This is a genomic window from Rhodoferax sediminis, assembly GCF_006970865.1.
In the GTDB taxonomy this organism is placed as follows: Bacteria; Pseudomonadota; Gammaproteobacteria; order Burkholderiales; family Burkholderiaceae_C; genus Rhodoferax_A; species Rhodoferax_A sediminis.
The window spans coordinates 1,745,957-1,772,356 of sequence record NZ_CP035503.1; the positions used below are offsets into that span (position 1 = coordinate 1,745,957).

Sequence of the window (26,400 nt, forward strand, 5' to 3'; positions counted from 1 at the left end):
GCTCGATTCAAACGGCGGTGACGGCAATGCTCTTGAACTCGCCGCTGGCAATCTTCTTCTGCCACTCGGCCGGGCCGGTGATGTGGGCGCTGGTGCCGCCGGCGTCCACCGCGACGGTCACGGGCATGTCGGTCACGTCGAACTCGTAGATCGCTTCCATCCCCAAATCGGCGAAGCCCACGACCTTCGCACTCTTGATGGCCTTGCTCACCAGGTAGGCGGCGCCGCCGACGGCCATCAGGTAGGCGCTCTTGTGGCGCTTGATGGCCTCGATCGCGACCGGGCCGCGCTCGGCCTTGCCGATCATGGAAATCAGGCTGGTTTGCGCCAGCATCATCTCGGTGAAGCCGTCCATGCGGTTGGCCGTGGTCGGGCCCGCGGGGCCCACGGCCTCACCCTGCACCGGATCGACCGGGCCCACGTAGTAGATGACGCGATTGGTGAAGTCCACCGGCAGCGGCTCGCCCCTGGCCAGCATGCCCTGGATGCGCTTGTGCGCGGCGTCGCGCCCGGTCAGCATCTTGCCGCTGAGCAGCAGCCGCTCGCCGGGTTTCCAGCTCGCCACCTCGGCTTTGCTCAGCGTGTCGAGGTTCACCTTCGTGCTCTTGTTGTAATCGGGCGCCCAGTGCACGTCGGGCCACAGGTCCAGGCTGGGCGGCGTCAGGTACACCGGGCCGCTGCCGTCCATCACAAAGTGCGCGTGGCGCGTGGCGGCGCAGTTGGGAATCATCGCGACCGGCTTGCTCGCCGCGTGCGTGGGGTACAGCTTGATCTTGACGTCGAGCACCGTGGTCAGGCCGCCCAGGCCTTGCGCGCCGATGCCCAGCGCGTTGACCTTGTCGTACAGCTCCAGTCGCAGTTCCTCGGTTTTCGTCAGCGCCTGGCCCGATGACGATTTGGCCTGCAGCTCGTACATGTCGATGTCGTCCATCAGGCTTTCCTTGGCCATCAGCATGGCTTTCTCGGCCGTGCCGCCGATGCCGATGCCCAGCATGCCTGGCGGGCACCAGCCGGCGCCCATGGTGGGCACGGTCTTGAGCACCCAGTCCACCACCGAGTCGCCTGGATTGAGCATGACGAACTTGCTCTTGTTCTCGCTGCCGCCGCCCTTGGCCGCCACGGTGATGTCGAGCGTGTTGCCGGGCACGATCTCGGTAAAGATCACGGCAGGCGTGTTGTCCCTGGTGTTCTTGCGCTCGAACTGCGGGTCTGCCACCACGCTGGCGCGCAGGGTGTTGTCGGGATGCTTGTAGCCGCGGCGCACGCCCTCGTTGATGGCGTCATGAAGGCTGCCGGTGAAGCCGTCCAGGCGCACGTCCATGCCAATCTTCAGGAACACGTTGACGATGCCGGTGTCCTGGCAGATCGGGCGATGGCCCTCGGCACTCATGCGCGAGTTGGTCAGGATCTGCGCGATTGCATCTTTCGACGCGGCGCTTTGCTCGCGCTCATAGGCGCGCGCCAGGTGGGCAATGTAGTCGCTGGGGTGGTAATAGCTGATGTACTGGAGGGCGCCGGCAATGGATTCGATCAGGTCGCTTTGCTTGATGCTGGTAGTCATGGTGCGTGTGGGGGTGAAAATACGGGTGTTTGCGCAGCCCGCCCGACCAAGTCTGCTACGGCGACTTGCCACAGGACTGTGCACCCGCTATTTTGACAGCTCACAGCCATCCCCAGAAAGGCACCTCATGAAGACCCGCACTGAACGCGATACTTTCGGCCCCATCGAAGTCCCCTTCGACCATCTGTGGGGCGCGCAGACGCAGCGCTCCCTGCAGAACTTCGACATTTCCGGCGAGCAGCAGCCGCGCGAGATCATCCGGGCCCTGGCGCAGATCAAGCGCTCCTCGGCCGTGGTGAACCATGCGCTGGGGCTGCTGGACGAGAAGAAGACCCAGGCCATCATTAAAGCGGCGGACGAGGTGATTGCCGGCCAGCACCCGGCGGAGTTTCCGCTGGTGGTCTGGCAGACCGGCTCGGGCACCCAGACCAACATGAACGTCAACGAAGTGCTGGCGAACCGCGCCAGTGAATTGCTGGGCGGCGAGCGGGGCGATGCGCGGCTGGTGCACCCGAACGACGAGGTGAATCGCAGCCAGTCCTCGAACGACGTGTTCCCCACTGCCATGCATGTGGCGGCGGTGGACGCCATCACGCACAAGCTGCTGCCCGCCATCGCGAAGCTGCGCGGCACGCTGGCGGCCAAGGCGCGCGATTTCGACGGCATCGTGAAGATCGGGCGCACCCACTTGCAGGACGCCACGCCGCTCACGCTGGGCCAGGAGTTCTCGGGCTATGTGGCGCAACTGGAGCATGGCGAGGCGCATCTGCGCGCCGCGCTGCCGCACCTGTGCGAGCTGGCGCTGGGCGGCACGGCCGTGGGCACCGGGCTGAATGCGCCCAAGGGCTACGCCGAGCAGGCGGCAGCCGAGCTGGCGCGGCTGACCGGCCTGCCGCTGGTGACCGCGCCCAACAAGTTCGAGGCGCTGGCGTCCTGCGACGCGCTGGTGCATGCGCACGGCGCGCTCAAGACGCTGGCCGCGAGCATGATGAAAATCGCCAACGATGTGCGCTGGCTGGCCAGCGGGCCGCGCAGCGGCATCGGCGAGCTGTCGATTCCCGAGAACGAACCCGGCTCGTCCATCATGCCCGGCAAGGTGAATCCGACGCAGAGCGAGGCCGTGACCATGCTGTGCTGCCAGGTGTTCGGCAACGACGTGGCCATCAACATGGGCGGGGCCTCGGGCAACTTCGAGCTCAACGTGTTCCGCCCCATGATTGCGCACAACTTCCTGCACAGCGTGCGCCTGCTGGCCGACGGCCTCTCCAGCTTCAACGACCACTGCGCGGTCGGGATCGAACCGAATCGCGAGCGCATTGCGGAGCTGGTGGCGCGCTCGCTGATGCTGGTGACCGCGCTGAACCCGCACATCGGCTACGACAAGTCGGCGCAAATTGCCAAGAAGGCGCACAAGGAGGGCTTGAGCCTGCGCGAGGCCGCGCTGGCCAGCGGTTTCCTGACGGCAGAGCAATTCGACCAATGGGTGCGGCCGGAAAACATGGTGGGCCGCACGGCGTGACAACGTCGCTGTCGGGAGACGGGTTTTTCCCGAATGGGCAAAATGAGGCGGACACGGTCCAATTCTGGCGGCCCCATCGCGGTGTAAGCTTGATGCCAGTCAGTGGCCTGTAAGAGCCAGCGCCGACATTACCGCGCAATACCCATTAACCCAAGGAGACAAGTCCATGAGCGTTCCGTCATCTGCCATCGAGTCCGTGCTGATTGAAAACCGGGTGTTCCCGCCCAGCGATGCCATGGTCAAGTGTGCCCGCATTTCGGGCATGGCCGCGTACAACGCGCTGTGTGCGCAGGCCGGCGGCGACTACGAGGGCTTCTGGGCCACGCTGGCGCGCGAGAACCTGGCGTGGAGCAAGCCCTTCACCAAAACGCTGGACGAGTCGAACGCGCCGTTTTACAAGTGGTTCGAGGACGGTGAGCTCAACGCCTCGGCCAACTGCCTGGACAGGCACATGGGCACGCCGGTCGAGAACAAGACCGCCATCATCTTCGAAGCCGACGACGGCGCCGTCGCCAAAGTCACCTACAAGGAACTGCTGGCGCGCGTGGGCCAGTTTGCCAACGCACTGAAGGCGCGCGGCGTGAAGAAGGGCGACCGCGTGATCCTCTACATGCCGATGACGGTGGAAGGCGTGATTGCGATGCAAGCCTGCGCGCGCCTGGGCGCGATCCATAGCGTGGTGTTCGGCGGCTTCTCGGCCAAGGCGCTGCAAGAGCGCATCGTCAACATCGGCGCGGTCGCCGTGATTACCGCCAACGTGCAGATGCGCGGCGGGCGCGCCATGCCGCTCAAGGCGGTGGTCGACGAGGCGCTGGCGCTGGGTGGCTGCGAGGCCGTCAAGACCGTGCTGGTGTACCAGCGCACGAAGGACGCGTGCAACATGGTGGCCGGGCGCGACCTGACCTTCGAGCAGGCACTGGCGGGCCAGAGCACGACCTGTGCGCCGGTGCCGGTCAGCGCGGAGCATCCGTTGTTCGTCCTGTACACCTCGGGCTCGACCGGTCAGCCCAAGGGCGTGGTGCACTGCACCGGCGGCTATCTGCTGTGGGCCAAGCTCACGATGGACTGGACGTTCGACCTGAAGCCCGAGGATGTGTTCTGGTGCACGGCCGATATCGGCTGGATCACCGGCCATACCTACGTGGCCTATGGCCCGCTGGCGGCCGGCGGCACGCAAATCATGTTTGAAGGCGTGCCCACCTACCCCGATGCGGGCCGTTTCTGGCAGATGATCGAGCGTCACAAATGCAGCGTGTTCTACACAGCGCCCACGGCAGTGCGCTCCCTGATCAAGGCCTCAGAAGCCGACCCCAAGGTGCACCCGAAACGCTTTGACCTGTCCAGCCTGCGCATTCTCGGCTCGGTTGGGGAGCCTATCAATCCGGAGGCCTGGGTCTGGTACTACAAGAACGTTGGCGGCGAGCGCTGCCCGATCGTGGACACCTGGTGGCAGACGGAAACCGGCGGCCACATGATCAATCCGCTGCCAGGGGTTACCGCGCTGGTGCCGGGCAGCTGCACGCTGCCGCTGCCCGGCCTCATGATCAGCATCGTGGACGAGATGGGCCATGAGATGCCCAACGGCTCGGGCGGCATGCTGGTGATCAAGCGCCCGTGGCCCTCGATGGTCCGCACCATCTGGAACGATCCCGAGCGCTTCAAGAAGAGCTATTTCCCGGAAGAGCTCGGCGGCAAGACCTACCTCGCCGGCGACGGCGCCGTGCGCAGCACCGGCGAGGCGACCAACGGCGCCGACCGCGGCTACTTCCGCATCACGGGACGCATCGACGACGTGCTGAACGTGTCGGGCCACCGCATGGGCACGATGGAAATCGAGTCGGCGCTGGCGGCCAAGTCCGACCTGGTGGCCGAAGCGGCCGTGGTGGGGCGCCCCGATGATCTGACAGGCGAGGCGATTTGCGCCTTCGTGGTGCTCAAGGGCGGGCGCCCAACGGGCGACGAAGCCGTCAGAATTGCCAATGAATTGCGCAACTGGATCGCCAAGGAAATCGGCCCGATCGCCAAGCCCAAGGACATTCGCTTTGGCGACAACCTGCCCAAGACGCGCTCGGGCAAGATCATGCGCCGCCTGCTGCGCTCGATTGCCAAGGGCGAGCCGATTACGCAGGACGTCTCGACGCTGGAGAACCCGCAGATTCTCAAGCAGCTCGCGGAAAAACTCTGATTACTATATTTTAGATAGCAGAAAGCCAATACCCAATATGGGCTTGTGATCGAAATGACCATTAAAAAACCCGCTGAGCGATCAGCGGGTTTTTTGTTGAGTGGCCGTCGCAGCTTATTTGAGTGACAGCACCCACGCGGCCAGTTGCTTGGCTTCGGCCTCGTTGACCTGGGTATTCGCGGGCATGGGAACGGGCCCCCACACGCCCGAGCCGCCCTTCATGATCTTCACGGCCAGCTTGTCCACGGCATCCTTCTGGCCGGCATATTTGGCGGCGACGTCCTTGTACGAGGGGCCGACCAGTTTTTTATCGACCGCGTGGCAGGCCATACAGTTCTTGGACGTGGCCAGCGCCAGATTCGCCAGCGCGGGAGTGGCGACGGCGAGCGTGGTCAATAGGGCGAGCAAAATTTGTTTCATGAGTTGCCTTGTGGGTTGCGGTACATTCCTTCAACGCCATTGTAGCGATGGCCGTTGACGCGCCGATACGCCGTTGGCATGGTGGAACCCCCTGGAGGTCGTGATGTATTTGCTGGGAATCGGGATTATTTTGCTGCTCATGAAGTACCTCGAGATCGGGCCCGTGACCGGCTGGAGCTGGTGGCTGGTTCTTGCGCCATTCGCCCTGGCCGTCGTGTGGTGGACATGGGCCGACCTGTCCGGCTACAGCAAGAAAAAAGCGGTCGAGAAAATGGACAAGCGCAAGGCCGACCGCATCGAGAAAAACCGCGTGGCGCTCGGCATCGGCATCAAGAAAAACGCCGGCAAGCGCCGCTGAGCGGCTTTTCCGTGATCAACCCGCGCGGCTGTCAGAAGTTGTCGAGCACCGCGCCCTTGCTCGCGGTCGATGCGTTGAAGGCAAATTTGGCCTGCACGCCGCGGGTGTAGCGCGGCTTTGGCGCCGTCCAGGCCGCGCGGCGTTTGGCAATTTCAGCCTCGCTCACGTTGAGTTCCAGCTTGAGCTGGCGCGAATCAATGGTGATCGAGTCGCCCTCGTGGATGAACGCAATGGTGCCGCCCACGGCCGCTTCCGGCGCGACGTGACCGACCACCATGCCCCAGGTACCGCCCGAGAAGCGGCCGTCGGTGATCAGGCCCACGCTCTCGCCCAGGCCGGCGCCGATCAGCGCGCCGGTGGGTGCCAGCATTTCGGGCATGCCGGGGCCGCCCTTGGGGCCGAGGTAGCGCAGCACCATCACATCGCCGGCCACGATCTTGCCGGCCAGAATGGCGGCCAGCGCCGACTGCTCGTCATCGAACACGCGCGCCGGGCCGGTCATCACCGGGTTCTTCAGGCCGGTGATCTTGGCCACGCAGCCTTCGGGGCTCAGGTTGCCCTTGAGGATGGCCAGGTGCCCCTGCCGGTACATCGGGTTGCCGATCGGGCGGATCACGTCCTGGTCCGCGCGCGGGGCGTCGGGCACGTCTTTCAGCACTTCGGCAATGGTCTGGCCCGTGATGGTGATGCAATCGCCATGCAGCAGGCCGGCCACCAGCAGCATCTTCATGACCTGGGGAATGCCGCCGGCGCGGTGCAGGTCTACGGCCAGGTATTGGCCGCTGGGCTTGAGGTCGCACAGCACCGGGGTTTTCTGGCGAACGCGCTCGAAATCGTCGATGGTCCATTCGACGCCGGCCGCGTGCGCGATGGCCAGGAAGTGCAGCACCGCGTTGGTCGAGCCGCCGATGGCCATGATCACCGCCACGGCGTTCTCGATCGACCGGTGCGTCACGATGTCGCGCGGCTTGATATCCCGCTTGATGGCCTCGACCAGCACCCTGGCTGACTCCCTGGCCGAATTTACTTTCTCGTCGTGCGGGTTCGCCATGGTGGACGAGTAGGGCAGCGAGATGCCCAGCGCCTCGAAGGCTGACGACATGGTGTTGGCGGTGTACATGCCGCCGCACGAACCGGTACCAGGGATGGCGCGGCGCTCGATTTGCAGCAGGTCCTCGTCCGTCATGCGGCCTGCGGCATTTTCCCCCACGGCCTCGAACACGCTCACGATGTTGAGGTCTTTGCCCTTGTAGTGGCCGGGCAAAATCGTGCCACCATACACGTAGATGGCCGGCACGTTGGCACGCAGCATGCCCATCAGGCCGCCCGGCATGTTCTTGTCGCAGCCGCCGATCACGACCACGCCGTCCATCCACTGGCCCTGTACGCAAGTCTCCACGCAGTCGGCGATGACTTCGCGGCTCACCAGCGAATACTTCATGCCCTCGGTGCCCATGGCCATGCCGTCGGAGATGGTGGGTGTGCCGAACACCTGCGCGTTGCCGCCGGCTTCCTCGATGCCGGCGATCGCCGCGTCGGCCAGCTTTTGCAGGCCCGAGTTGCACGGGGTGATGGTGCTGTGGCCGTTGGCCACGCCGACCATCGGCTTCTTGAAATCGCCCTCTTCATAGCCCATGGCGTAGTACATGGAGCGGTTGGGGGCGCGCGACTTACCCTCGGTGATGTTCTTGCTGCGGGGATTCAGCCGGATAACTTTAGTGTCTGCCATGGAAGTCTCTTTTCGCGGGGATGGGAGTGCGGGATGCAGGTTTGCGAGCCAAAGTATGCGCCCGATGTTTCGTCGTTTCAAATATATTTGAAAGCCTGTATTAATATATTGTGCATATGAGTGATTCCGTGATTGAGTTGCGTTTATGGCGCCAGTTCATTGCTGTCGCCGACGAATTGCATTTTGGCCGTGCGGCCCAGCGCCTGAACATGACGCAGCCTCCATTGACACAGGCGATTGCCCAGCTGGAAGGGCTGCTGGCCGTGCGCCTGTTCGACCGCACCAAGCGCAGCGTGCAGCTCACCTCGGCGGGCGCGGCACTGCTGCCAGAGGCGCGCGAGCTGCTCGCTCGCGCCCGGGAGTTGCCGGCGCATGCGCGCGCGGCCGCTGCGGGCGAGGTCGGCCGGTTGCGGCTGGCGTTTGTCTCTACCGTGGCTTTTGCCTTCTTGCCTCAATGGGTGCGCGCATTTCGCGAGCAGGCCCCGCGCGTGCAGCTTGAACTCATCGAGGCCACTGGCGACGTGCAGTTGGCTGCGTTCGCGCGCGGCGAGATCGACGCCGGCTTCATGCTGCATTCGCCCGGCTTCGCACCACCCGGGCTGGCGCGCCAGCTCATCGACAGGGAGTCGCTGGTGCTGGCACTGCCCGAGTCGCATCCGCTGGCAGATCGGCCGCGGCCGCCACTGGCCACCGTACTGGCCGAACCGCTGATCATCTTTCCGCGCCGTATCGTGCCGTCGCTGTACGACGCCGTCTTCGCGATGTACCACGCGGCTGGCTGTTCGCCGCAAGTGGCCCAGGAGGCTATCCAGATGCAGACCATCGTGAACCTGGTTTCTGCCGGGCTGGGACTGGCCTGGGTTCCCGAGAGCGTGCGCCAGTTTCAGCGCCCTGGCGTCGTGTACCGGGAAGTCGTGGGTGCCAGGGGGCGGGCTGTGCCGGGTTGCGAGACGAGCCTGGTATGGGCACCAGGCAAGATAAATCCCGCGCTGGACCGGTTCATCGCCTTTGCGGCGACCCGCTAGCGGGCGCGCGGCACCTGTGTCGGTGGGCCACCGCCTTTGAGCTGTTTCACTTCCATGCACAATTGCAACCTATGCTGATGTACCCCCATATCAATCCCATCGCCCTGCAAATCGGGCCGCTGGCGATTCACTGGTACGGCCTGACCTATCTGGCCGGGTTCGGATTATTCATGTTTCTGGGCATTTGCCGCCTTAAGCACGAGCCGTTTGCCTCCATCCGGGGGCCGGGGGCCTGGACGCGCAAGGACGTCGAGGACATTTTGTTTTTGGGCGTGATGGGCGTGGTGATCGGCGGGCGGCTCGGCTACTGCCTGTTTTACAAGCCGGGCTACTATTTTTCGCACCCGCTGGAAGTCTTCGCCGTCTGGCAGGGTGGCATGAGTTTTCATGGCGGCATGCTGGGCGTGATCGGCTCGATGCTCTGGTTTGCCCACTCGCGCGGCAAGCCCTGGCTGCAGGTGGCCGACTTTGTCGCGCCGTGTGTGCCGACCGGGCTGGCGGCGGGGCGGATCGGCAACTTCATCAACGGCGAACTCTGGGGCCGCTTTTGCAGCCCCGATCTGCCTTGGGGCATGGTGTTTCCGGAAAGCGGCTCGATGCTGCCGCGCCACCCCTCGCAGATCTACCAGTTCCTGATGGAAGGCCTGCTGCTGTTCGTGCTCCTGTGGCTGTACGCCCGCAAGGAGCGCCGGCGGGGCCAGGTGGCGGCGGCCTTTCTGGTGGGCTATGGCGTGTTCCGCTTCATCGCGGAGTTTTTCCGCGAGCCGGACGATTTTCTCGGCCTGCTGTCGCTGGGCATGAGCATGGGGCAGTGGCTGTGCGTGCCGATGATTGTGGGCGGCGTGGGCTTGTGGTGGTGGGCGAGCTGGCAGCCGGTGCGGGCAGCGTCCGCAAGATAGAGGTACCCGTACGAATCTGATTGAAGGCAACAAGGAGGCTGAGTGATGAGCACATCTGACTGGATCAACCGTGGTGTCTCGAAATTGTTGCCCAATGCCAAAAGCGGCACCCATGTGCCGTTACCCAAGGCCAGTGTGGCGCCCGTAGTTATCAAAAAGGAAGCAGCCACGCCGCCGTCGTCGCGCTCCACTGGCGAGCGTTTGCAGGCGACCCTGCGGCGGAAGCAGGAAGCCCTGTCGCCCCGCGTGCTGCGTCGCACCCTGACGGAGTTGCAGGCCATCATCGATCCGCAGGTCAGCGAGGTCGAAGGCGGGCGGCGCGCCAACGGCGTGGCCCAGTGGTATGCCAAAGCCACGCCGGAGCAGCGCCGCGACGCCTGGCTGCTGATGAGCGAGCAGTTCGGACCCGACGCCAAGAAGGTCGGCGCCGCGCGCGAACAGTACGATGCCGCACAGGGCACGGCCGAAGAAGGCCCGGCGGAAATCCGGCTGCGCCGCGCCTTTGTGTCGCCGCGCACGCGATTGCTCAAGCGCTTTGCGGTGGCGCCGCAGGGCATGCGTTTCCTGCTGGATCTGCGCTCCGAGTTGCTGCCTCAGCTCAAGACCGACAAGCGCCTGGTAGCGCTGGACGCGGAGCTGGAGAGCCTGTTTTCCACCTGGTTCGATCTGGCGTTTCTCGAGCTGCGCCGTATCAGCTGGGACTCGCCAGCCTCGCTTATCGAGAAGCTCATCAAGTACGAGGCGGTGCACGACATCCGCAGCTGGGCCGATGTGAAGAACCGGCTCGATTCGGACCGCCGCTGCTACGGTTTTTTTCATCCGAACCTGCCTGACGAGCCTTTGATTTTTGTCGAAGTGGCCTTCATGCAGGGCATGGCCGATAGCATCACGCCGTTGCTGGACGAGGGCGCCGCGCCGGTCGATCTCAAAAACAGCAGCACGGCGATTTTTTACTCCATCAGCAACACCCAGATTGGTCTGCGGGGCGTGAGCTTTGGCAACTCGCTGATCAAGCGCGTGGTGGAGACGCTGCACGATGAATTGCCCAGGCTGCGGCACTTTGCCACGCTGTCGCCGATTCCGGGGTTTCGCGGCTGGCTCGGCAAGAACGCCGCTGCCATGCTGGACAAGCTCGATGACAAGGCGCGTGTCGAGTTGGGCCACGCGCTGGGATTGACGCCGCCATCAGCCGCTTCTCTGTTGGCCGCACTGGAAAGCCCGCTGGCGCTGCCGGCCTCTTCGCCGCTGCGCCAGATGCTGCTGCGCTGCGCCGCCCACTACCTGGCACATACAGGGGTCGACGGCAAGCCGCTCGATCCGGTGGCGCGTTTTCACCTGGGCAATGGCGCGCGCGTGGAGCGGCTCAACTGGGGCGCCGACCCCTCGGCCAAAGGCCTCAAGCAGTCCTGGGGCGTGATGGTCAACTACCTTTATGACCTCAAGCGGCTGGACAAGCACCGGGCCATGCTGGCGCAAGGGAAAATCCCGGTGTCCAAGGAAATCGAGAGCCTGGGTTTCTCATGAGTGGAACCGTCGAAGTCGAGCAGCAGGCTGGCGTGGCCTTCGTCACGCTGCGCCATCCAGGCAAGCTGAACGCCATGTCGCGCGCCATGTGGCGTGCGCTGCGCTCTGTTTTCGAGAGCATTCAGCTCAGCCCCGACGTGCGCTGCGTGCTGATTCGGGGTGAAGGGGGCTATTTTTGCGCGGGCGGCGACATTGCCGAATACCCGGCCTTTCGTTTCAACGAGGCGAGCCTGCGCGATTTTCATGAGAACGACGTATGGGGCGGCCTGCAGGCGATGCTCGATTGCGACGTGCCGATCGTCGCGCAGATTGAGGGCAACTGCATGGGCGCCGGCATTGAAATCGCCTGCTGCTGCGACATTCGCATCGCGGCCGAGTCCGCCCGCTTTGGCGCACCGATTGCCAAGCTGGGTTTCCCCATGGCGCCGCGCGAGGCCGCGCTGGTACTGCGCGAGGCCGGGGCTTTGAGCGCCCGGGAAATGCTGCTGCAGGCGGCGGTGTTGGGCGCCGCCGAGATGAAGGCGCGCGGCTTCCTGAGCCAGGTGGTTGCGAGCGCCGCGGCCGCCAGCGCGGCGCTGGTCAGCGCCTACCACGTGGCCGCGCTGGCACCGCAGGCAGCGCGCCTGAACAAGCAAACCATTCGTGCATTGAATCGTGGTCAAGCCCTTATGGAGTCTTCACCTTCCGCTACTGATCCAGTAGTAAACGAGATGCGCGGCGCCTATCGCTACGCCGACAGCGCCGAACACCGCGAAGGCATCGCCGCCTTCCTGCAAAAACGCAAACCCGTGTTTTAACCACTCCCGGAACATCATGAGCCAGCCCATTCCCACCAGCGCGGACAACCAGAATCTGTTTGCGGCCCTGCGCGCCGCCTTCCCCGCCAATCTCGACGCGATTGCGGTGGAAACCGACGACGGCCTGCACTACTCCTGGGGCGACCTGGAGCGCGCCACGGCCATGGTCGCCAATCTGCTGGCGTCACTCGATCTGCCACCAGGTTCGCGCATCGCCGTGCAGGTGGAAAAATCGGTGGAGGCGATGGTGCTGTACCTTGCCACGCTGCGCGCGGGCTATGTGTATTTGCCGCTCAACACGGCCTACCAGAGCGCCGAGATCGAATATTTCATCGGCAACGCCGAGCCGGCCGTGGTGGTGTGCAGCGGCAGGAACTTCGGCTGGGTCAGCAAGATTGCGTTCAAGGCCGGTACCGGGCATGTCTTCACGCTGAACGAGGACCGCAGCGGTACCCTGCTCGAACGCGCCGCTCACTACAGCGACCAGCACATAGTGGCGCACAGGTCAGCCGACGATCTGGCGGTCATCGTCTACACCAGCGGCACCACGGGCCGCAGCAAGGGCGCCATGCTCACGCACGGCAACATGCTCAGCAACGCGCTGGTGTTGAAGGAGTACTGGGGCTGGAGGCCCGATGACGTGCTGATTCACGCGCTGCCGATCTTCCACGTGCACGGCCTGTTCGTGGCGATCCACGGCGCGCTGCTGAGCGGCAGCAAGATGATCTGGTTCGGCAAGTTCGACCCACGGCAGGTGGTCGCGCGGCTGCCGCAGGCCACCGTGTTCATGGGCGTGCCGACGCTGTACGTGCGCATGCTCGCCGAGCCCGCGCTTGACCGGGCGGCCGTGCGCAAAATGCGGCTTTTCATCTCGGGTTCCGCGCCGCTGCTGATCGAGACCTTCAACGAATGGCGCGCCAGGACCGGCCACACGATCCTGGAGCGCTACGGCATGAGCGAGACCGTGATGCTGACGTCCAACCCGTACGATGCGAAGCAGGGTGAGCGTCGTGGGGGCACCGTGGGCTTTCCGCTGCCGGGCGTCGAACTGCGTGTGCAGGACGAGGCAGGCCAGCCGCTGGCCGCCGGCGAAACCGGCGCCATCGTGGTGAAAGGGCCGAACGTGTTCAAGGGCTACTGGCGCATGCCGGAGAAGACGCGCGAAGAATTCACGGCCGACGGCTTCTTCAAGACCGGGGACGTCGGCAGAATTGATGCGCAGGGTTATGTGACCATCGTGGGCCGGGCCAAGGACCTGATCATCAGCGGCGGCTACAACGTCTACCCGGCCGAGATCGAGAGCTACATCAACGACATGCCCGGCGTGGCCGAGAGCGCCGTGGTCGGCGTGCCGCACCCCGACTTCGGCGAGGTGGGCGTGGCCATCGTGGTCCCGAAGCCGGGGCAGACGCTGCAGGCGGACCGGATCATGGCGCAGCTCAAGGCGAGCCTGGCGAACTTCAAGATTCCCAAGCGCTGCTTCGTGGCGAGTGATCTGCCACGCAACACCATGGGCAAGGTGCAAAAGGCAGTGCTGCGCGAGCAGCACAAGAGCCTGTTCATCTAAGAATGCTGGCGCGGGGGCTCAGGTGCCGGCCTTGGCGGCTTTTCCGCTTTCCGGCGAGCGCACCACCAGCACCGGCACCGGCGCCAGGCGGATGATTTGTTCGGCGCCGCTGCCCAGCAGCACGCGGCCGATGCCGCGCCGGCCGTGGGTGCCGATGACGATCAGGTCGGCATTCCAGCGCTTGGCCGCATCGACCACTGCCTCGCCCAGGCGCTCGCCGAAGTTGTCCGACAGCACCTTGTCGGCCTCGACGCCGGCGGCTTGCGCAGTGGCCATCGCGTCGTCGAGAATCTTGTGCCCGTTTTCCCGTATGAGTTCCAGGAGGTCTCCGGGGTAGCCGCCATACAGGTCATAGCCGCTGAGGCCGGCCAACTCGTCCACCACATGAATCAACCGCACCCGGCCGTTGAAGTCCTTCGCCATTTGCAGGGCCGCAGCCAAGGCCTTGTTGGCGGGCTGGCTGCCATCCACGGGCACGAGAATTCGCTGGTACATGATGCGGCTCCGAAATTAAATACTGAACAAATCCAGTATGAAGCATGCACGTTTTGGCGATATTGATTTTGATCAAGGGGATGGAGGGGGCTGCCGGCCGGGCGGGGAGCAACTTCGGGTCTGACATGCGGACCTATACTGCAAACCTGAAGTCACTTCCGCAGAAAGACCTATGCTGTTTTCGCCCCCCGGGCCTGCAAGCGGGGCCGCCGCACCCCCTGGCTCGCAGGATGGCGCCTTGCTCGCCAGCCTGCTCGACTCCGCCATGGACGCAATCATCACGGTAGACGAAGGGCAGCGCATCATCCAGTACAACCAGGCGGCTGAAAGGGTCTTTGGCTGGCCGACCGCGCAAATGCTGGGCCAACCCCTGGCCCGGCTCATGCCCGGACGCTTCCACGCGGCTCACGGGGCCCACGTCAAGCGCTTCGGTGCCACGGGCGTGACCTCGCGGCGCATGGGAGGCTCCTCGGTGGTCTATGGCCTGCGTGCCAATGGCGAAGAGTTTCAGATGGACGCCTCGATCTCCCAACTCGACACCGGCGGCGGCAAGCTGTTCACGGTGATCCTGCGCGATGTCACCGAACGGGTGCGTGCACAGGAAGAGCTGAGCGCCTTCGCCGCCGAGGCCAACACCATCCGCGAAGCCGAGAAACGCCGTATCGCGCGCGAACTGCATGACGAACTGGCGCAGTTGCTCACCGCGCTCAAAATGGACGCCATCTGGGTGCGTGACAGCCTGCCTGAGGGTGGCCAGGCCGTTGCAGCCAAGCTGGGCGACATGCTCGCCATGCTCGACACCGCGGTGGCCGCCACGCGGCGCATTGCCGCCGACCTGCGCCCGCTGCTGCTCGACGACCTGGGCCTGATCCCGGCGGTCGAGTGGCTGGTGCACAACTTTACCCAGCGCACCGGCGTGGCCTGCGCGCTGCTGGCCGACGAGGGGTTGGAGTTGCACGAGCCCTACGCGACGGCGGTATTCCGCATCGTGCAGGAGTCGCTGGCCAACGTGGCCAAGCACGCCCAGGCCTCGCAGGTCGAGGTACAGATCGAATGCACGCCCGCTGCGGTGACGATGCGGGTTGCCGACAACGGCCGTGGCTTTTCCCCGGCGGCGCCGCGCAAGCACCGTTCTCTCGGTCTGATGGGCTTGCGCGAGCGGGCGCACCTGCTCAAGGGCAGCATCGATGTCGACAGCCAGTTGGGCAAGGGCACACGCGTCGTGGTGCGGATCCCCATGGCCGACGCGGGAGCAGCAACGTGATCAGGATCGTGATTGCGGACGACCATGCCATCGTGCGTGAAGGCCTCAAACGCATCATCCTTGCAGCGGGCGACATGGAAGTGAGTGGCGAGGCGGCCAACGGCGGCGAGGTCATGCAGTGGGTGCGCGACCTCACTTTTGATGTGCTGGTGCTGGATCTGTCCATGCCGGGGCGCAGCGGCATGGAGGTGATCCGGCTGGTCCGCGCCGAGAAGCCGAAATTGCGCATCCTCGTGCTGAGCATGCATCAGGAACTGCAATATGCCGTGCGCGCCATCAAATCCGGCGCCAGCGGGTACCTGACCAAGGAAAGCGCCCCGGCGCAACTGGAGCAGGCCATCCGCAAGATCGCCGCCGGCGGTGCCTTCGTCACGGCCGAGGTGGCCGAGCAACTGGCCCTGGGTGCCATGCCGGGCAGCGAAGCACCGTTGCACGAGAGCCTGTCCAATCGCGAATTCGAGGTGCTGCGGCTGCTGGTGGCCGGCGTCTCGGTCACCGACATCGCGGGCCGGCTCAACCTGTCGGTCAAGACCGTTAGCACCCACAAGGCCAACCTGATGAACAAGATGGGCCTGCAAAACCAGAGCGAGTTGATTCGCTACGCCCTCAGGCACGGCCTGGCTGACCAGATGGAGCCCTGAGGGGCCGTTATGGCGCACGCTTGATGTTTGTCAAGGTTGCGGCGGCGGCGGCACACTAGCATTACAGAATCGCCCGTCCAAGGAGAGATTCCGTGAAAGCTTCCGCTATGCAACTGCTGGTCCACCTTGATCCTTCACCGCGCGCAGCGCAGCGCCTGGAGGTCGCGCAGCGGCTCGGGCCACGGCTCGAGGCTGCGATTACCGCCCTCTATGCGGTCACGCCCAGTTTTATGGAGTTGCCGTTTTCGCCCGGGGTCGGCCCCGGTATGGGAGTCGCCTTGCGCGAGATCGATGACGAGCAACGCGCCCGGGCGCGAGCCCTGTTCGAGCAAGCACAGGCGGCATCCGACGCGCACATTTCATGGGCCGAGGTGCGCGACGAGCCCATCATGGCCGCGTTCGCGCAGCAGGCGCTATATGCAGACCTGCTGGTGCTGGGCCAGCATGACCCAACGGACGCCGGATCGACGCATGTGCCAGCTGATTTTGCCGAAACCGTGCTGGCGATCAGCGGCAAGCCCGCCCTGATCCTGCCCTATGCCATCGTGCCACCGGCCATAGGCGAGACCGTGGTGATCGCCTGGAAGCCGACGCGCGAGGCGGCCCGCGCCGTCGCCGCGGCCCTGCCTTTCCTGCAAAGTGCCCAGCGTGTCCATGTGGTCAGTTGGGAGGACGAAGATGCGGACATCGGCGGCGAGGGGCTGGGCCTGAGCGGTTACCTCAAGCTGAAGGGGGTGGAGGCGATCTGGCACCATCAGGGCAAGGAGCGCGAGAGACTGGGCGAACAGCTGCTGTCTCGTGCGTTCGATTTCCAGGCCGACTTGCTGGTCATGGGCTGCTACGGCCACAGCCGCGCGCGTGAATGGGTGTTGGGAGGGACTTCGCGGACGGTGCTGGAGTCCATGACCCTGCCGGTACTGATGGTCCATTGACGGCCGTCAGGATGGACGGACAATTGTTGGAGGAAGCGAATATGAAATCCGACTGGATCATGGTCGCCAACGCCACGCAGGCGCGGCTGTTGGGGCGCGAACGGGGTGGCCCGATGGTGGTCCTCCAGAGTTTTGCGCACCCGCAGGGTCGCGCCAAGGTCGGCGACCTGGCCGACGACAGGGCAGGGCAGGAAAAGACCGACCACGACTTCAGCGGTGCAGCCTTCCAGCCCCATGTGAATGCCAAGCAGAAGGAGCACACGCGCTTTGCACGCGAACTGGCCGATTATCTGGAGCAGCAGGCCCAGTCGGGCAGTTTCCATTCGCTGGCGATTTTTGCATCCAGCCCGTTTCTGGGAGAGCTCAAGGCGCAACTCGGCGCGGCCACCTCGCGCTTGCTATCCGCCACTCATGATCTGGACCTGACCAGTTTTGGCCTTGGCGAACTGGAGCAGCGGATCAAACGCGCGTTGGCGCGCTGATCTGCAGCGCAAAACATCGTGAACCTCTCGCTCCAGGCTGCCGTTGATTCGCTGGGCGAGCGGGCAGGTGTGGCCTTTGCAGTTGTGCTGCCCCGCGGCGCGGCCTACCAGACGGGCGTGGGCGAGCCGGTCTTCACGGTGGTGTTTCGCACCGATGGGGCGCTGGTGTCCATGCTCGCGCGCGGCCACCTGGGCTTGCTGGAAGCCTATTTTGACCAGGAGGTTGATCTGCAGGGCGATCTGGGCGCGGCGATGGCGGCGGGCATGCGCTCGGGCTTCGATGTGCGCTTCGATGCGGTCAACAGCGTGGAGAACAACTTGCTCGAATGGCGCGGCGCCAATCGCGACGCGCAGCAGGCCAAGACCAACGCGCGCGCGCACTATGGCCTGGGAGAGTCGTTCTACCGCCTCTGGCTTGACGATCCGCTCAAGATGTACACCTGTGCCTACTGGCGCGAGGGCACGCAGAGCCTGGAGCAGGCGCAGCGCGACAAGATCGACCACGTGTGCCGCAAGATCGATCTGCGCCGTGGCGAGCGCTTTGTCGACATTGGTTGTGGCTTTGGCGGCTTCATGTTCAGGGCCCTGGAGACCACCGGTGCGCTGGGCACGGGCGTCAACACGACGACCGAGCAGGTGCAATGGCTCGATGCCGAGATCCGCCGGCGCGGGCTGCAGGAACAGCTGCAGGTGCGCGAAGCCGATTTCCGCGACGTGAACGCACAGTTCGACAAGGTCGTGTCTATTGGCGTGCTCGAACATGCGGGGCGCGACCAGCTGGCTGAAGTGGTCAAGGCGCACGCCGATTTCCTCAAGCCCGGGGGACTCGGGATGCTGCATTTCATTGGTCACGTGGGCCGGCGTGACACGGAGCTGTTCATCCGCAAGCACGTATTCCCCGGTGGCTGGATTCCCAGCCTGGCGGACACCCTCGTGGAAATGGAAAATGCCGGACTGGAAGTGATCGACGTCGAGAACCTGCGCCGCCACTATGCCCTGACGCTGGACGAATGGGCGCGGCGCTTTGGCGCCAACTGGCCCGCCATCCAGGCGCTGGACCCTGAACGCTTCAATGAGCGCTTCCGGCGCATCTGGATGTGCTATCTCGTGGGGTGCGCTGAAATGTTCCGCAGCGAAGTGGGCCAGACCCACCTGTTCCAGGTGCTGTTCAGCAAGGGCAACATCAGCCGCACCAGCTATCCGATGACGCGGGAGCATCTTTATGGACACCGCGCGCCCTGAAATTCTGGCTCACGCCGAGCGCGCCGCGCAGGCGGCGGCGCAAATGAGGGCGCGTGCCTCGGAGCCCGAACCGATCGCGCTGCGCAAGAGTACCTCTAACCTGTTCCGCGATCGCCGCGAGAACGGCCGGCACAGGCTCGACCTCGGCGACATGCGCCACGTGATCGGCGCCGACGCGCAGGCCGGCTGGGTCGACGTCGAAGGCATGATCACTTACGAAGACCTGGTGGCATGGACGCTGCCGCGCGGCTGCATGCCGGCCGTGGTGCCCCAGCTCAAGACCATCACGGTCGGCGGCGCTTGCGCGGGCGTGGGTATTGAGGCCACATCATTCCGGCATGGCCTGGTACATGACACGCTGCAGGAGATCGAGGTGCTTCTGCCGCAGGGCGATATCGTGGTCTGCACGCCCGGCAACGAGCACAGCGACCTGTTCTTTGGCTTTCCCAATTCCTACGGCACGCTCGGCTATGCACTGCGTTTGCGGATAGGCACGCTCGACGTTCAGCCCTTGGTGCGTGTCGAACACCGGGCGTGCGCCGACGGCGAGGCATTTTTCGAGGCACTGGCCGCCCAGTGCCGTGGCGATGCCGATTTTGTGGATGCGGTGGTGTTTGGCGAGCACGAGCACGTGCTGAGCGTGGGCCGCTTCACGCGCGAGGCGCCATGGCGCAGCGACTACAGTTTCGAGCACATCTACTACCAGTCGTTGCGCTCGCGGCAGCAGGATTACCTGAGCACGCAGGACTACCTCTGGCGCTGGGACACGGACTGGTTTTGGTGTTCGAAGAATTTCGGGGCGCAGCATCCGCTGGTGCGCCGCCTGCTCGGGCGCGAGCGCCTGAATTCACGCACTTATACGCGCTGGATGCGCCTGAACGCACGCTGGCAGTTGACCCAGCGCCTGGCACGCTGGCGCGGCCGCTACCGCGAGAGCGTGATCCAGGACGTGGACATTCCCCTGGAGCGCGCCGCGGAATTCCTTGCCTTTCTGCAGCGCGAGATCGGCATTCTGCCCATCTGGGTCTGCCCGGTGCGCGGCGAGGTGACGGGGCGGCAGTTTCCGCTGTATCGGCTGGCTGCGGCGCCCCTTTACATCAACTTCGGCTTCTGGGATGTGATCGAGTCGCCCCTGTCCTTCGAGCCGGGACATTTCAACCGCCTGGTCGAAGGGGAAGTGATGCGACTGGGTGGCATCAAGTCGCTTTATTCGGAGAGTTTCTTTACACCCGGGGAATTCGCGCAAGCCTATGACCTGGTCGAGTACGAGCGGCTCAAGGCCCGGTACGATCCGCGGGGCCGCGCACCGCATCTGTATGACAAATGCGTACTGCGCGCCTGAGCAGATGATGCACGACGCGCAGGCTGCTCTCGCGGGCGAGGGGTCGAGCGCTCGCTCGGACAATTCCTAGGCGCCCTCGGCGCAGCGGAAGCCCCGATCCGGATTTATCCGAGGGCTGGATTCAGCCTTCGCCGATGTCGCAGCGGCGCGCGGGCGGCCATAGTCAAGGCATGCTTGAGCGCCACATCTCTGTCAAAGTTTTTCTTGCCGACGATTGGGCGCCCATCCGGACACGCGTTGCGGCGATGCTCCAGGCCCGCGCCATGACCATTGTCGGCCACGCCGAAACGCCGCAGGGTGCCATTGACGGCATCCTGTCCACTCGCCCCGATGTGGTGGTGCTGGATGTTCAACTCGCGGGTGGCTCCGGCCTGGAAGTGTTGCTCGCCGTGCGCCGGGCCGTACCCGAAATCGCCTTCGTCGTTTTCAGCAACAACGCGGGTCTGGCGTTCCGCAAGCGCTACCTGGGAGGCGGTGCCGTCCGCTTTCTCGACAAGAGTATCGAATTTGAGCAACTCGCGCAGTCTGTGGCGGACGCCTCACAGCATGCAACGCATTAACAGCGTCCCGTTCACCAAGGAGAAAGCCATGTCCCTCGCCGTCCTCGAAGCTCCCGCCGCCCCCATCCGGTTCGCGCCCCGGCAGACACCGGAGGCGATGGCCCCCGCGGCCTCGTCGAAGCCCCGGTGTTCCAACTGCCACCTGCGCGAGTTGTGCCTGCCCAGTGGCATGAGCAGCAGCGACGTCATGCGCCTGGATGGCCTGGATAGCCTGATGTTCGCCCGGCGCAGGATGAGGTCTGCGCAGACTCTCTACCACGAGGGTGAACGCTTCCAGTTCGTTTATGCCGTGCGCAGCGGCACGTTCAAGTCCAGCCTGACACTGGCCGATGGGCGCGAGCAGGTCAGCAGTTTCCATATAGCCGGGGAGCTGATGGGGCTGGACGGGGTGGCCCAGGGCAACCATGCCAGCAGTGCCACTGCCTTGGAAGACGCCGAGGTTTGCGCCATTCCTTACGCGCATCTCACTGAGCTGGCGGCCGGTAGTTCCGGCACGCAGCACCTGATCAGCCGCCTCATGAGCCGCGAAATTGTGCGCGAGCAGAGCCTGATGATGCTGCTCGGCAGCATGAACGCCGAGGAACGGCTCGCGGCCTTCTTGCTGAACCTGTCGAAACGCCTGAAGGCACGCGGCTACTCGGCCAGCGAATTCCATCTGAGGATGACGCGCGCCGAAATCGGCAGCTACTTGGGCATGACGCTGGAAACCGTCAGCCGCACGTTCTCGGCCTTCCAGCAACAACGGCTGCTTGAAGTGGACAAGCGCCACATACGCATCCTCGACCCGGATGCTTTGGCGGGGGCTTTCGAGATACGCGTGCACTGACGGCCGCGACGGTTCATTACTGTGCCCGTTGACCCAAGCGCCGCAGCTTCGCGAGCCAGCGTTCACCGTCGTCCGTTTTGAAATTGCCGGCCATGCCGATCAGCGTCTCATGCACCGGTGCAATGCCGACGAAGCCCAGGATATTGCGCTCCAGCGATTTGACGCTGTGGGCGCGGAAATACCAGCGGTAAACCAGAGCCGGCATTCCCATGCTCACGACGACGCGGGCCGAGCGGCCTTGCAAACCCTTCTTCGTGAAGGCGGTGCCGCCGGCCGCGCGCTCGAAAGCAAAGCCTGGCCGCGCCACCTGCTCGAGAAAGGCCTTGAGCAGGGCCGGCATGTCGCCGAGCCAGAGCGGAAAGAACAGCACGATGTGCTCGGCCCAGCGGATGTCGTCCTGCGCCTGCTGCAAGCCAGCGGGTAGCGTGCCTTCCTCCCAGGCTATCTCGCTGCGCAACAGCGGGAAGTCGAGTTCGGCCACGTTGACCCAGCGCACGGCGTGGCCGGCATCCTGGGCGCCGGCGGCGTAGGCGCCGGCCAGGGCATGGCATAGATGAGGCAGGGCCATATCGGGATGGCCCTGGATTAACACGATGCGTTTGGATGTCATGTTTTGCATCGACCTCAGGTTATTCGGCAGGAACAAAGATCCACATGAGAAGATAAATCCCCAGCCCGGCGCCGCCGCAGAAAAACAGCAACGCAAAAAGCAGGCGCCAGACCCATGCGTCGGTACCTGTCGCCTGAGCGATGCCGCCGCACACACCTGCAATCCAGCGCTCGCTTCGGCTCCGGCGCAAAGCGCCGAGCGCTGCCAGCGGCGCTTCGCTACGCCCCAGCAGCAGAGCCTTTGCGCGTGCGAACTCCTCGTCCGACAACACACCGCGGCGGCGCAGTTCGTCCAGACGGTCCAACTCTTCGCTCAGTACCATGACGAACTCCTTTATTTTTAATACTAGCGCAGTCATCGGGGTTGGTGCTTGACGCAGCGCAAAAAGAGAGTCGACCTGTCCCGGCGATGGTATTTGCGTTCCATCAAGGCGGGCACAGATTCATGCGTTTATGTTTGTCCAATGAAGTTGATACTCAAACGCTATGCAAGGCCCGTCGCCCCCACCCCGTCGAGATGAATCCAATATTGCGGCCCCGATAAGGCACCGTTGTGGATGGTGCCAGGCGGGGCGTGCCAATTTCTCTCTTCCATTGAGTTTGCCGGCCTGGAGCGCACTGGCGCTTGGCCTGATCGTCTCCGTTGCCTTGTTTTCATGGGTGTATCGCCAGGAATATAGCGGCGAGCGCGCCAACTTCGAGCGCCGCACGCAGGTCCGGGTCACGGCGGTCCAGCAAGGCATGAGCGATGCTACTAACGCGCTACAGGCGGTCAACTTGTTCTTTGTGGCGAATGGCGGCAACGTCAGCCGCGAGCAGTTTCATACCTTTGCGCAGGCATTGCGAGCGCGCTATCCCTATATCGCGGCATTTGCCTATGACCGGCTGGTCGCCGGGAATGAGCGCCCCGCATTCGAGGCCCATATGCGCACCCGCTATCCAGGCTTCAGCATCGCTGAAATGATGGACGGCAAGCGCGTGGTGAGTCGCCTGAAAGATCGCTACCGCGTGATTGACTATGTGGAGCCGATGACCGGTAGCGAAGCTGCCTTTGGCCTTGACGTCTCGTCCACGCTTTCCCGTGAGGCGGCCACCCAGCGCGCGAACAGCACCGGCCTGCCGGCGGCAACGGGCTTGTTTCCGCTCATTCAGGAGCCGGGCATACCCGGCGGTTTTCGCATACTGATGACGGTCTACAAGGATGTTGCGACGCCGGACACCGCCCTCTTGCGCCAGCGGGAAGTCGCCGGTTACACCGTCGCGGTGCTGCGCGCAGACGACCTTATTGAAAAAATACTGGGGCCGGCCGATTCCATCGGCAATGCGGGGCTGGACGTTCGCATCTACGCACCAGCCTCGGCGGACGACAAGCAGCTTGTCTATGGTCTGCCCGGCGCGGCCACTGGAAAATCTCAGGGGTTGCGGCCTGCCTGGTTGTTTGGGAACCCGGCAGAATCGTTCACCCACAACTTCGACGTTGCCGGTACCCCATGGCACATGACGATCACAGCGCGACCCACGCCGTTTGTCGCGGCGCATACGGGCGCGCTGGCGGCCTTGCTGGCGAGTTTGCTGACCACGCTCGTGCTGACCGCCTGCTTGCAGGCCATCACAACGCGCACGCAGCGAATTCAACAACTGGTGGAACAGCGCACCCGCGAACTCACGCAAGCTTCCGAGGCCCTGAGCCTGAGCGAAGCCCGGCTGCGCGGGATATTCGACTCGGCCACCGACGCGATCATCACCGCAGACGAGTCCCAGACCATCGTGATGGCCAATGCCGCTGCCGCGCACATGTTCCGCTGCACGCCGGGCGCGTTGATCGGCGCGCCGCTCGAGCGCTTGATCCCCGAGCGCCAGCGGCAGATGCACCGGCGCGAGGTGCAGGCCTTTGGCGACACGCAGGCCCAAGCGCGCCACATGGGGGAGGCGCGGGATGTGATGGGCTTGCGCACTGACGGCCAGGAGTTTCCGATCGATGCTGCGATTTCGCACTTGAGTGTCGGTGGACGGCGGCTGTACACCGCGATCCTGCGCGACATCACCGAGCGCCGCAGCGCCGAGGCCGCGCTGCGCGAGAGCGAAGAACGCCTGCGGCGTCTGCTGATGCTGCTGCCCGTCGGGGTGTTCGTCTACAGCGGCCGCGGCAGCAGCACCCGGATCAGCTTTGCCAACGAAGCCGCGCAGCGCCTGGTCGGCACCGGCGAGGCGAACCTGCTCGGGCGCTCGCCGCTGGACTTCATTCACCCCGACTCGCTCGACCAAGTCAAGCAGCGCCTGCTGGCAATGCAGGGCGGCACCACCCCCCCCCTTTGACGGCCATGAAGATCCGGCGCGCCAACGGCGCGGTCCGTCTGGTGCAGGCAACGGCGGCGCCGGTCACGATCGCAGGCCAGACCTCGATCGTCGTCATCCTGCACGACGTCACCGAACTCCAGCAAGCACAGCACGCGCTCAAACGCTCGCACGCCGACCTGCAGCGCCTGGTGGCGGCGCAGGACAGTGTTCAGGACAACGAGCGCAAGCGCATCGCGCGTGAGCTGCACGACGATCTGCAGCAGACGCTGGCGGGGCTCAAGATGTACCTGGTGGCGATCGGCGAGCATCTGGCGCAGGCGCCGGCCCGCGCGGCACCGCTGCTGGCCGAGGCCATCCGCCTCACTTCGGCGGCCATCGACTCGACGCGTCGCATCGTCAGCGATCTGCGCCCGCAGGTCCTCGATGACCTCGGTCTCGTGCCGGCCCTGGAGGTGCTGACAGGCCAGTTCAGCCAGCGCACCGGCATCGCCTGCTATCTGGAGGTCCAGGGTGTAGAGGTCCAGGGCGAGGCCGGCCAGCCCGAGCTGGAATCGCCCGCCGTGGCGAGCTGCCTGTACCGCGTGGCGCAGGAGGCGCTCACCAATGTGGCCAAACACGCGCAGGCGAGCACCGTGCAGGTGCGGCTCACGAGCAGTGCGGCGCCCGGCCGGCTGGTGCTGAGTATCCGGGACAACGGCAGCGGCAGCGGCATCAGCGCGAGTGATCGCCGCAAGCCGGGCTCATTCGGCCTGCTGGGCATGCACGAGCGTGTGCGCGCGCTCGGCGGGGTGCTGCACATCGACAGCCAGCCCGGCAGCGGCACGACGCTGGAGGTGAGTATTCCCGTGGCGGCCACCGCCTTGAGGGTGAATTGATGCCCGCGATCGGCCAGGCGCGCAAACGCACCTCGAAACGACAGAACCTGTTGGAGCACGCAGATGCAAAATAAACCGATCAAGGTCTTGCTGGTGGATGACCATGCTGTTGTGCGTAACGGGGTGCGGCTGATACTGAGCGCGGCACAGGATATCGAGGTTACGGGCGAGGCGGAAAGCGCCGAAGTCGCGATGCGCCTCGTGCGCCAGCAAGCGTTCGACGTCGCGCTGCTGGATATCGCGCTGCCCGGAGTCAGCGGCCTGGACCTGCTCAGGCGCCTGCGCGCGGCGCAGCCGGCGCTGGCGGTGCTGATGCTTTCGATGTATGCGGAGGAGGCCTATGCGGTCAGGGCGCTCAAGCTGGGCGCGGCCGGCTATCTGACCAAGAGTCATTCGGGCGATGCCATGATTGCAGCAGTACGCAAGGTTGCCGCGGGGGGCAAGTACATCAGCACGGCCGTGGCCGACAAACTGGCCGATAACCTGGGTGGTGGCCAGATGGCGCCGCACGAGGCGCTCTCCGACCGCGAGTTGGAGGTGTTGAATCTGCTGGTATCGGGCCAGAGCCTGGTGAAGATTGGCGATGTATTGCACCTGAGTCCCAAGACTGTCAGCACGCACCGCACCCACATTCTGGAAAAGATGGGCATGAGCAGCAACGCCGAACTGGTTCGCTACATGCTGGAAAATGGTTTGCTGACTTGAGGGTCTGCGCCGCGCAAGCCGGTGGGCCAATGCAATAAGCAGTAGGCATTTCGCATTAGGCCTTCGCCTACAAAAGCGGCGGCTATCGCCGATAGGCACTGCTCCTTTCTTTGGTGACACTTGCAGCTGTTGCAACGGGAGCATGGGGAGGAGCAGGGGGGACGCGGAGGCACGGACCTCCTTTCCCCGGGTTGCTTGCTGTTGTTGCAACACTACTTTTCCTATTCGACTGAGCAAGAGGAGCCATACAACATGGAAATTAACCTGCCGCATGCCTACGTTTCAAGCGATCCGCTCTATCCCTTTGATGCGCGCGGAATCGCCCCGCGCTTTCAGCAGGCGGCCATTTTTGGCGCGGTTGCAACGCTGCATCAAGGTGAAACGATGCGCATCGTGAACGACCACGATCCCTTGCCCCTGCTGCAGCGATTGCGGGTCTGCTACCCCGACAAGATCGCGATCATCTACTGTGAACGAGGACCGGGCGGCGTGGTGATCGATTTCGTCCGACACTGAACACCATAGCCGCTGCGGCGGCGTGAGAT

The 26,400-nt window shown here is 64.5% G+C and carries 26 protein-coding genes; 20 read left to right on the forward strand and 6 right to left on the reverse strand.

Annotated features, from left to right (window positions below; translation table 11 throughout):
- Positions 1-7: 7 nt before the first annotated feature.
- Positions 8-1,561, reverse strand: coding sequence for a fumarate hydratase (locus EUB48_RS08395; protein ID WP_142818461.1), 1,554 nt, complete (start codon positions 1,559-1,561; stop codon positions 8-10).
- Between the two features lie 127 nt (positions 1,562-1,688).
- Here EUB48_RS08395 and fumC point away from each other — a divergent pair, with 127 nt between their 5' ends.
- Together fumC and acs are read left to right on the forward strand one after the other, a co-directional pair.
- Entirely contained in the window at positions 1,689-3,080 is a 1,392-nt protein-coding gene (gene fumC / locus EUB48_RS08400; protein ID WP_142818462.1) for a class II fumarate hydratase, read from the forward strand.
- 166 nt (positions 3,081-3,246) lie between these two features.
- The gene (acs, locus tag EUB48_RS08405) at positions 3,247-5,265 is read left to right on the forward strand and encodes an acetate--CoA ligase (RefSeq protein WP_142818463.1); all 2,019 of its coding nucleotides are present in this window, start codon (positions 3,247-3,249) and stop codon (positions 5,263-5,265) included.
- Between the two features lie 114 nt (positions 5,266-5,379).
- Here acs and EUB48_RS08410 read toward each other — a convergent pair whose 3' ends face one another.
- Entirely contained in the window at positions 5,380-5,685 is a 306-nt protein-coding gene (locus EUB48_RS08410) for a c-type cytochrome (protein WP_142818464.1), read from the reverse strand.
- 103 nt (positions 5,686-5,788) lie between these two features.
- On the opposite strand from EUB48_RS08410, the gene EUB48_RS08415 reads away from it, so the two are divergent.
- Positions 5,789-6,043: a TIGR04438 family Trp-rich protein gene (locus EUB48_RS08415; RefSeq protein ID WP_142818465.1), complete on the forward strand. Its 255-nt coding sequence runs from the start codon at positions 5,789-5,791 to the stop codon at positions 6,041-6,043.
- Between the two features lie 31 nt (positions 6,044-6,074).
- Here the strand turns inward: EUB48_RS08415 and ilvD are convergent, their stop codons facing one another.
- The gene (ilvD, locus tag EUB48_RS08420; RefSeq protein WP_142818466.1) at positions 6,075-7,772 is read right to left on the reverse strand and encodes a dihydroxy-acid dehydratase; all 1,698 of its coding nucleotides are present in this window, start codon (positions 7,770-7,772) and stop codon (positions 6,075-6,077) included.
- A gap of 116 nt (positions 7,773-7,888) precedes the next feature.
- Between ilvD and EUB48_RS08425 the strand changes: the two genes are divergently transcribed.
- From EUB48_RS08425 to EUB48_RS08445, 5 genes are all read left to right on the forward strand, one after another.
- A complete protein-coding gene (locus EUB48_RS08425) occupies positions 7,889-8,797 on the forward strand; it encodes a LysR family transcriptional regulator (RefSeq protein WP_142818467.1) in 909 nt (302 codons plus the stop codon).
- A gap of 71 nt (positions 8,798-8,868) precedes the next feature.
- Positions 8,869-9,696 carry a prolipoprotein diacylglyceryl transferase gene (gene lgt / locus EUB48_RS08430; RefSeq protein ID WP_142818468.1) on the forward strand — a complete coding sequence of 276 codons (828 nt, stop codon included), beginning with the start codon at positions 8,869-8,871 and terminating at the stop codon, positions 9,694-9,696.
- Between the two features lie 45 nt (positions 9,697-9,741).
- Positions 9,742-11,220, forward strand: a complete 1,479-nt coding sequence (locus tag EUB48_RS08435) for a malonyl-CoA decarboxylase (RefSeq protein WP_142818469.1) — start codon at positions 9,742-9,744, stop codon at positions 11,218-11,220.
- The gene (locus EUB48_RS08440) at positions 11,217-12,017 is read left to right on the forward strand and encodes an enoyl-CoA hydratase/isomerase family protein (RefSeq protein ID WP_142818470.1); all 801 of its coding nucleotides are present in this window, start codon (positions 11,217-11,219) and stop codon (positions 12,015-12,017) included. Before EUB48_RS08435 ends, EUB48_RS08440 begins: the two co-directional genes overlap by 4 nt.
- Before the next feature lie 16 nt (positions 12,018-12,033).
- A complete protein-coding gene (locus EUB48_RS08445; protein ID WP_142818471.1) occupies positions 12,034-13,584 on the forward strand; it encodes a malonate--CoA ligase in 1,551 nt (516 codons plus the stop codon).
- 18 nt (positions 13,585-13,602) lie between these two features.
- On the opposite strand, the gene EUB48_RS08450 is transcribed toward EUB48_RS08445, so the two are convergent.
- Complete coding sequence (locus EUB48_RS08450) at positions 13,603-14,079, reverse strand: universal stress protein (protein WP_142818472.1); 477 nt, start codon at positions 14,077-14,079, stop codon at positions 13,603-13,605.
- A gap of 172 nt (positions 14,080-14,251) precedes the next feature.
- On the opposite strand from EUB48_RS08450, the gene EUB48_RS08455 reads away from it, so the two are divergent.
- The 8 genes from EUB48_RS08455 to fnr all read left to right on the forward strand — a co-directional run bounded on the left by EUB48_RS08455 (position 14,252) and on the right by fnr (position 21,368).
- Positions 14,252-15,343: a PAS domain-containing sensor histidine kinase gene (locus EUB48_RS08455; RefSeq protein WP_142818473.1), complete on the forward strand. Its 1,092-nt coding sequence runs from the start codon at positions 14,252-14,254 to the stop codon at positions 15,341-15,343.
- Positions 15,340-15,984 carry a response regulator gene (locus EUB48_RS08460; RefSeq protein ID WP_142818474.1) on the forward strand — a complete coding sequence of 215 codons (645 nt, stop codon included), beginning with the start codon at positions 15,340-15,342 and terminating at the stop codon, positions 15,982-15,984. The genes EUB48_RS08455 and EUB48_RS08460 overlap by 4 nt, the downstream gene beginning before the upstream one ends.
- Before the next feature lie 92 nt (positions 15,985-16,076).
- Positions 16,077-16,916: a universal stress protein gene (locus EUB48_RS08465; protein WP_244618372.1), complete on the forward strand. Its 840-nt coding sequence runs from the start codon at positions 16,077-16,079 to the stop codon at positions 16,914-16,916.
- Positions 16,917-16,957: 41 nt separating this feature from the next.
- Positions 16,958-17,398: a host attachment protein gene (locus EUB48_RS08470; RefSeq protein WP_142818475.1), complete on the forward strand. Its 441-nt coding sequence runs from the start codon at positions 16,958-16,960 to the stop codon at positions 17,396-17,398.
- A gap of 18 nt (positions 17,399-17,416) precedes the next feature.
- Positions 17,417-18,640: an SAM-dependent methyltransferase gene (locus EUB48_RS08475; protein WP_244618373.1), complete on the forward strand. Its 1,224-nt coding sequence runs from the start codon at positions 17,417-17,419 to the stop codon at positions 18,638-18,640.
- The gene (locus EUB48_RS08480) at positions 18,621-19,982 is read left to right on the forward strand and encodes an FAD-binding oxidoreductase (RefSeq protein WP_142818477.1); all 1,362 of its coding nucleotides are present in this window, start codon (positions 18,621-18,623) and stop codon (positions 19,980-19,982) included. Before EUB48_RS08475 ends, EUB48_RS08480 begins: the two co-directional genes overlap by 20 nt.
- A gap of 170 nt (positions 19,983-20,152) precedes the next feature.
- Complete coding sequence (locus tag EUB48_RS08485; protein WP_142818478.1) at positions 20,153-20,542, forward strand: response regulator; 390 nt, start codon at positions 20,153-20,155, stop codon at positions 20,540-20,542.
- A 28-nt stretch (positions 20,543-20,570) separates the two neighbouring features.
- Positions 20,571-21,368, forward strand: a complete 798-nt coding sequence (gene fnr, locus EUB48_RS08490) for a fumarate/nitrate reduction transcriptional regulator Fnr (RefSeq protein WP_142818479.1) — start codon at positions 20,571-20,573, stop codon at positions 21,366-21,368.
- Positions 21,369-21,384: 16 nt separating this feature from the next.
- Here fnr and EUB48_RS08495 read toward each other — a convergent pair whose 3' ends face one another.
- Together EUB48_RS08495 and EUB48_RS08500 are read right to left on the reverse strand one after the other, a co-directional pair.
- Positions 21,385-21,978, reverse strand: coding sequence for an NAD(P)H-dependent oxidoreductase (locus EUB48_RS08495; RefSeq protein WP_142818480.1), 594 nt, complete (start codon positions 21,976-21,978; stop codon positions 21,385-21,387).
- Positions 21,979-21,997: 19 nt separating this feature from the next.
- Positions 21,998-22,336: a PspC domain-containing protein gene (locus EUB48_RS08500; RefSeq protein WP_338052438.1), complete on the reverse strand. Its 339-nt coding sequence runs from the start codon at positions 22,334-22,336 to the stop codon at positions 21,998-22,000.
- Positions 22,337-22,571: 235 nt separating this feature from the next.
- Here EUB48_RS08500 and EUB48_RS08505 point away from each other — a divergent pair, with 235 nt between their 5' ends.
- The 4 genes from EUB48_RS08505 (at position 22,572) to EUB48_RS08520 (ending at position 26,371) form a co-directional block, all read left to right on the forward strand.
- A complete protein-coding gene (locus EUB48_RS08505; RefSeq protein WP_168226716.1) occupies positions 22,572-24,293 on the forward strand; it encodes a CHASE domain-containing protein in 1,722 nt (573 codons plus the stop codon).
- A 5-nt stretch (positions 24,294-24,298) separates the two neighbouring features.
- Positions 24,299-25,150, forward strand: a complete 852-nt coding sequence (locus tag EUB48_RS08510; protein ID WP_142818026.1) for a sensor histidine kinase — start codon at positions 24,299-24,301, stop codon at positions 25,148-25,150.
- 63 nt (positions 25,151-25,213) lie between these two features.
- Positions 25,214-25,855, forward strand: coding sequence for a response regulator (locus EUB48_RS08515; RefSeq protein ID WP_142818482.1), 642 nt, complete (start codon positions 25,214-25,216; stop codon positions 25,853-25,855).
- Between the two features lie 258 nt (positions 25,856-26,113).
- On the forward strand, positions 26,114-26,371 hold the full coding sequence (locus tag EUB48_RS08520; protein WP_142821162.1) for a DUF2249 domain-containing protein: 258 nt from the start codon (positions 26,114-26,116) through the stop codon (positions 26,369-26,371).
- Positions 26,372-26,400: the final 29 nt, after the last annotated feature.

Coding starts and splice junctions, on each gene's coding strand:
- EUB48_RS08395 (WP_142818461.1), bottom strand. CDS start 1,561: ATGACTACCAGCATCAAGCAAAGCGACCTGATCGAATCCATTGCCGGC.
- fumC (WP_142818462.1), top strand. CDS start 1,689: ATGAAGACCCGCACTGAACGCGATACTTTCGGCCCCATCGAAGTCCCC.
- acs (WP_142818463.1), top strand. CDS start 3,247: ATGAGCGTTCCGTCATCTGCCATCGAGTCCGTGCTGATTGAAAACCGG.
- EUB48_RS08410 (WP_142818464.1), bottom strand. CDS start 5,685: ATGAAACAAATTTTGCTCGCCCTATTGACCACGCTCGCCGTCGCCACT.
- EUB48_RS08415 (WP_142818465.1), top strand. CDS start 5,789: ATGTATTTGCTGGGAATCGGGATTATTTTGCTGCTCATGAAGTACCTC.
- ilvD (WP_142818466.1), bottom strand. CDS start 7,772: ATGGCAGACACTAAAGTTATCCGGCTGAATCCCCGCAGCAAGAACATC.
- EUB48_RS08425 (WP_142818467.1), top strand. CDS start 7,889: ATGAGTGATTCCGTGATTGAGTTGCGTTTATGGCGCCAGTTCATTGCT.
- lgt (WP_142818468.1), top strand. CDS start 8,869: ATGCTGATGTACCCCCATATCAATCCCATCGCCCTGCAAATCGGGCCG.
- EUB48_RS08435 (WP_142818469.1), top strand. CDS start 9,742: ATGAGCACATCTGACTGGATCAACCGTGGTGTCTCGAAATTGTTGCCC.
- EUB48_RS08440 (WP_142818470.1), top strand. CDS start 11,217: ATGAGTGGAACCGTCGAAGTCGAGCAGCAGGCTGGCGTGGCCTTCGTC.
- EUB48_RS08445 (WP_142818471.1), top strand. CDS start 12,034: ATGAGCCAGCCCATTCCCACCAGCGCGGACAACCAGAATCTGTTTGCG.
- EUB48_RS08450 (WP_142818472.1), bottom strand. CDS start 14,079: ATGTACCAGCGAATTCTCGTGCCCGTGGATGGCAGCCAGCCCGCCAAC.
- EUB48_RS08455 (WP_142818473.1), top strand. CDS start 14,252: ATGCTGTTTTCGCCCCCCGGGCCTGCAAGCGGGGCCGCCGCACCCCCT.
- EUB48_RS08470 (WP_142818475.1), top strand. CDS start 16,958: ATGAAATCCGACTGGATCATGGTCGCCAACGCCACGCAGGCGCGGCTG.
- EUB48_RS08480 (WP_142818477.1), top strand. CDS start 18,621: ATGGACACCGCGCGCCCTGAAATTCTGGCTCACGCCGAGCGCGCCGCG.
- EUB48_RS08485 (WP_142818478.1), top strand. CDS start 20,153: ATGCTTGAGCGCCACATCTCTGTCAAAGTTTTTCTTGCCGACGATTGG.
- fnr (WP_142818479.1), top strand. CDS start 20,571: ATGTCCCTCGCCGTCCTCGAAGCTCCCGCCGCCCCCATCCGGTTCGCG.
- EUB48_RS08495 (WP_142818480.1), bottom strand. CDS start 21,978: ATGACATCCAAACGCATCGTGTTAATCCAGGGCCATCCCGATATGGCC.
- EUB48_RS08500 (WP_338052438.1), bottom strand. CDS start 22,336: ATGACTGCGCTAGTATTAAAAATAAAGGAGTTCGTCATGGTACTGAGC.
- EUB48_RS08510 (WP_142818026.1), top strand. CDS start 24,299: ATGAAGATCCGGCGCGCCAACGGCGCGGTCCGTCTGGTGCAGGCAACG.
- EUB48_RS08515 (WP_142818482.1), top strand. CDS start 25,214: ATGCAAAATAAACCGATCAAGGTCTTGCTGGTGGATGACCATGCTGTT.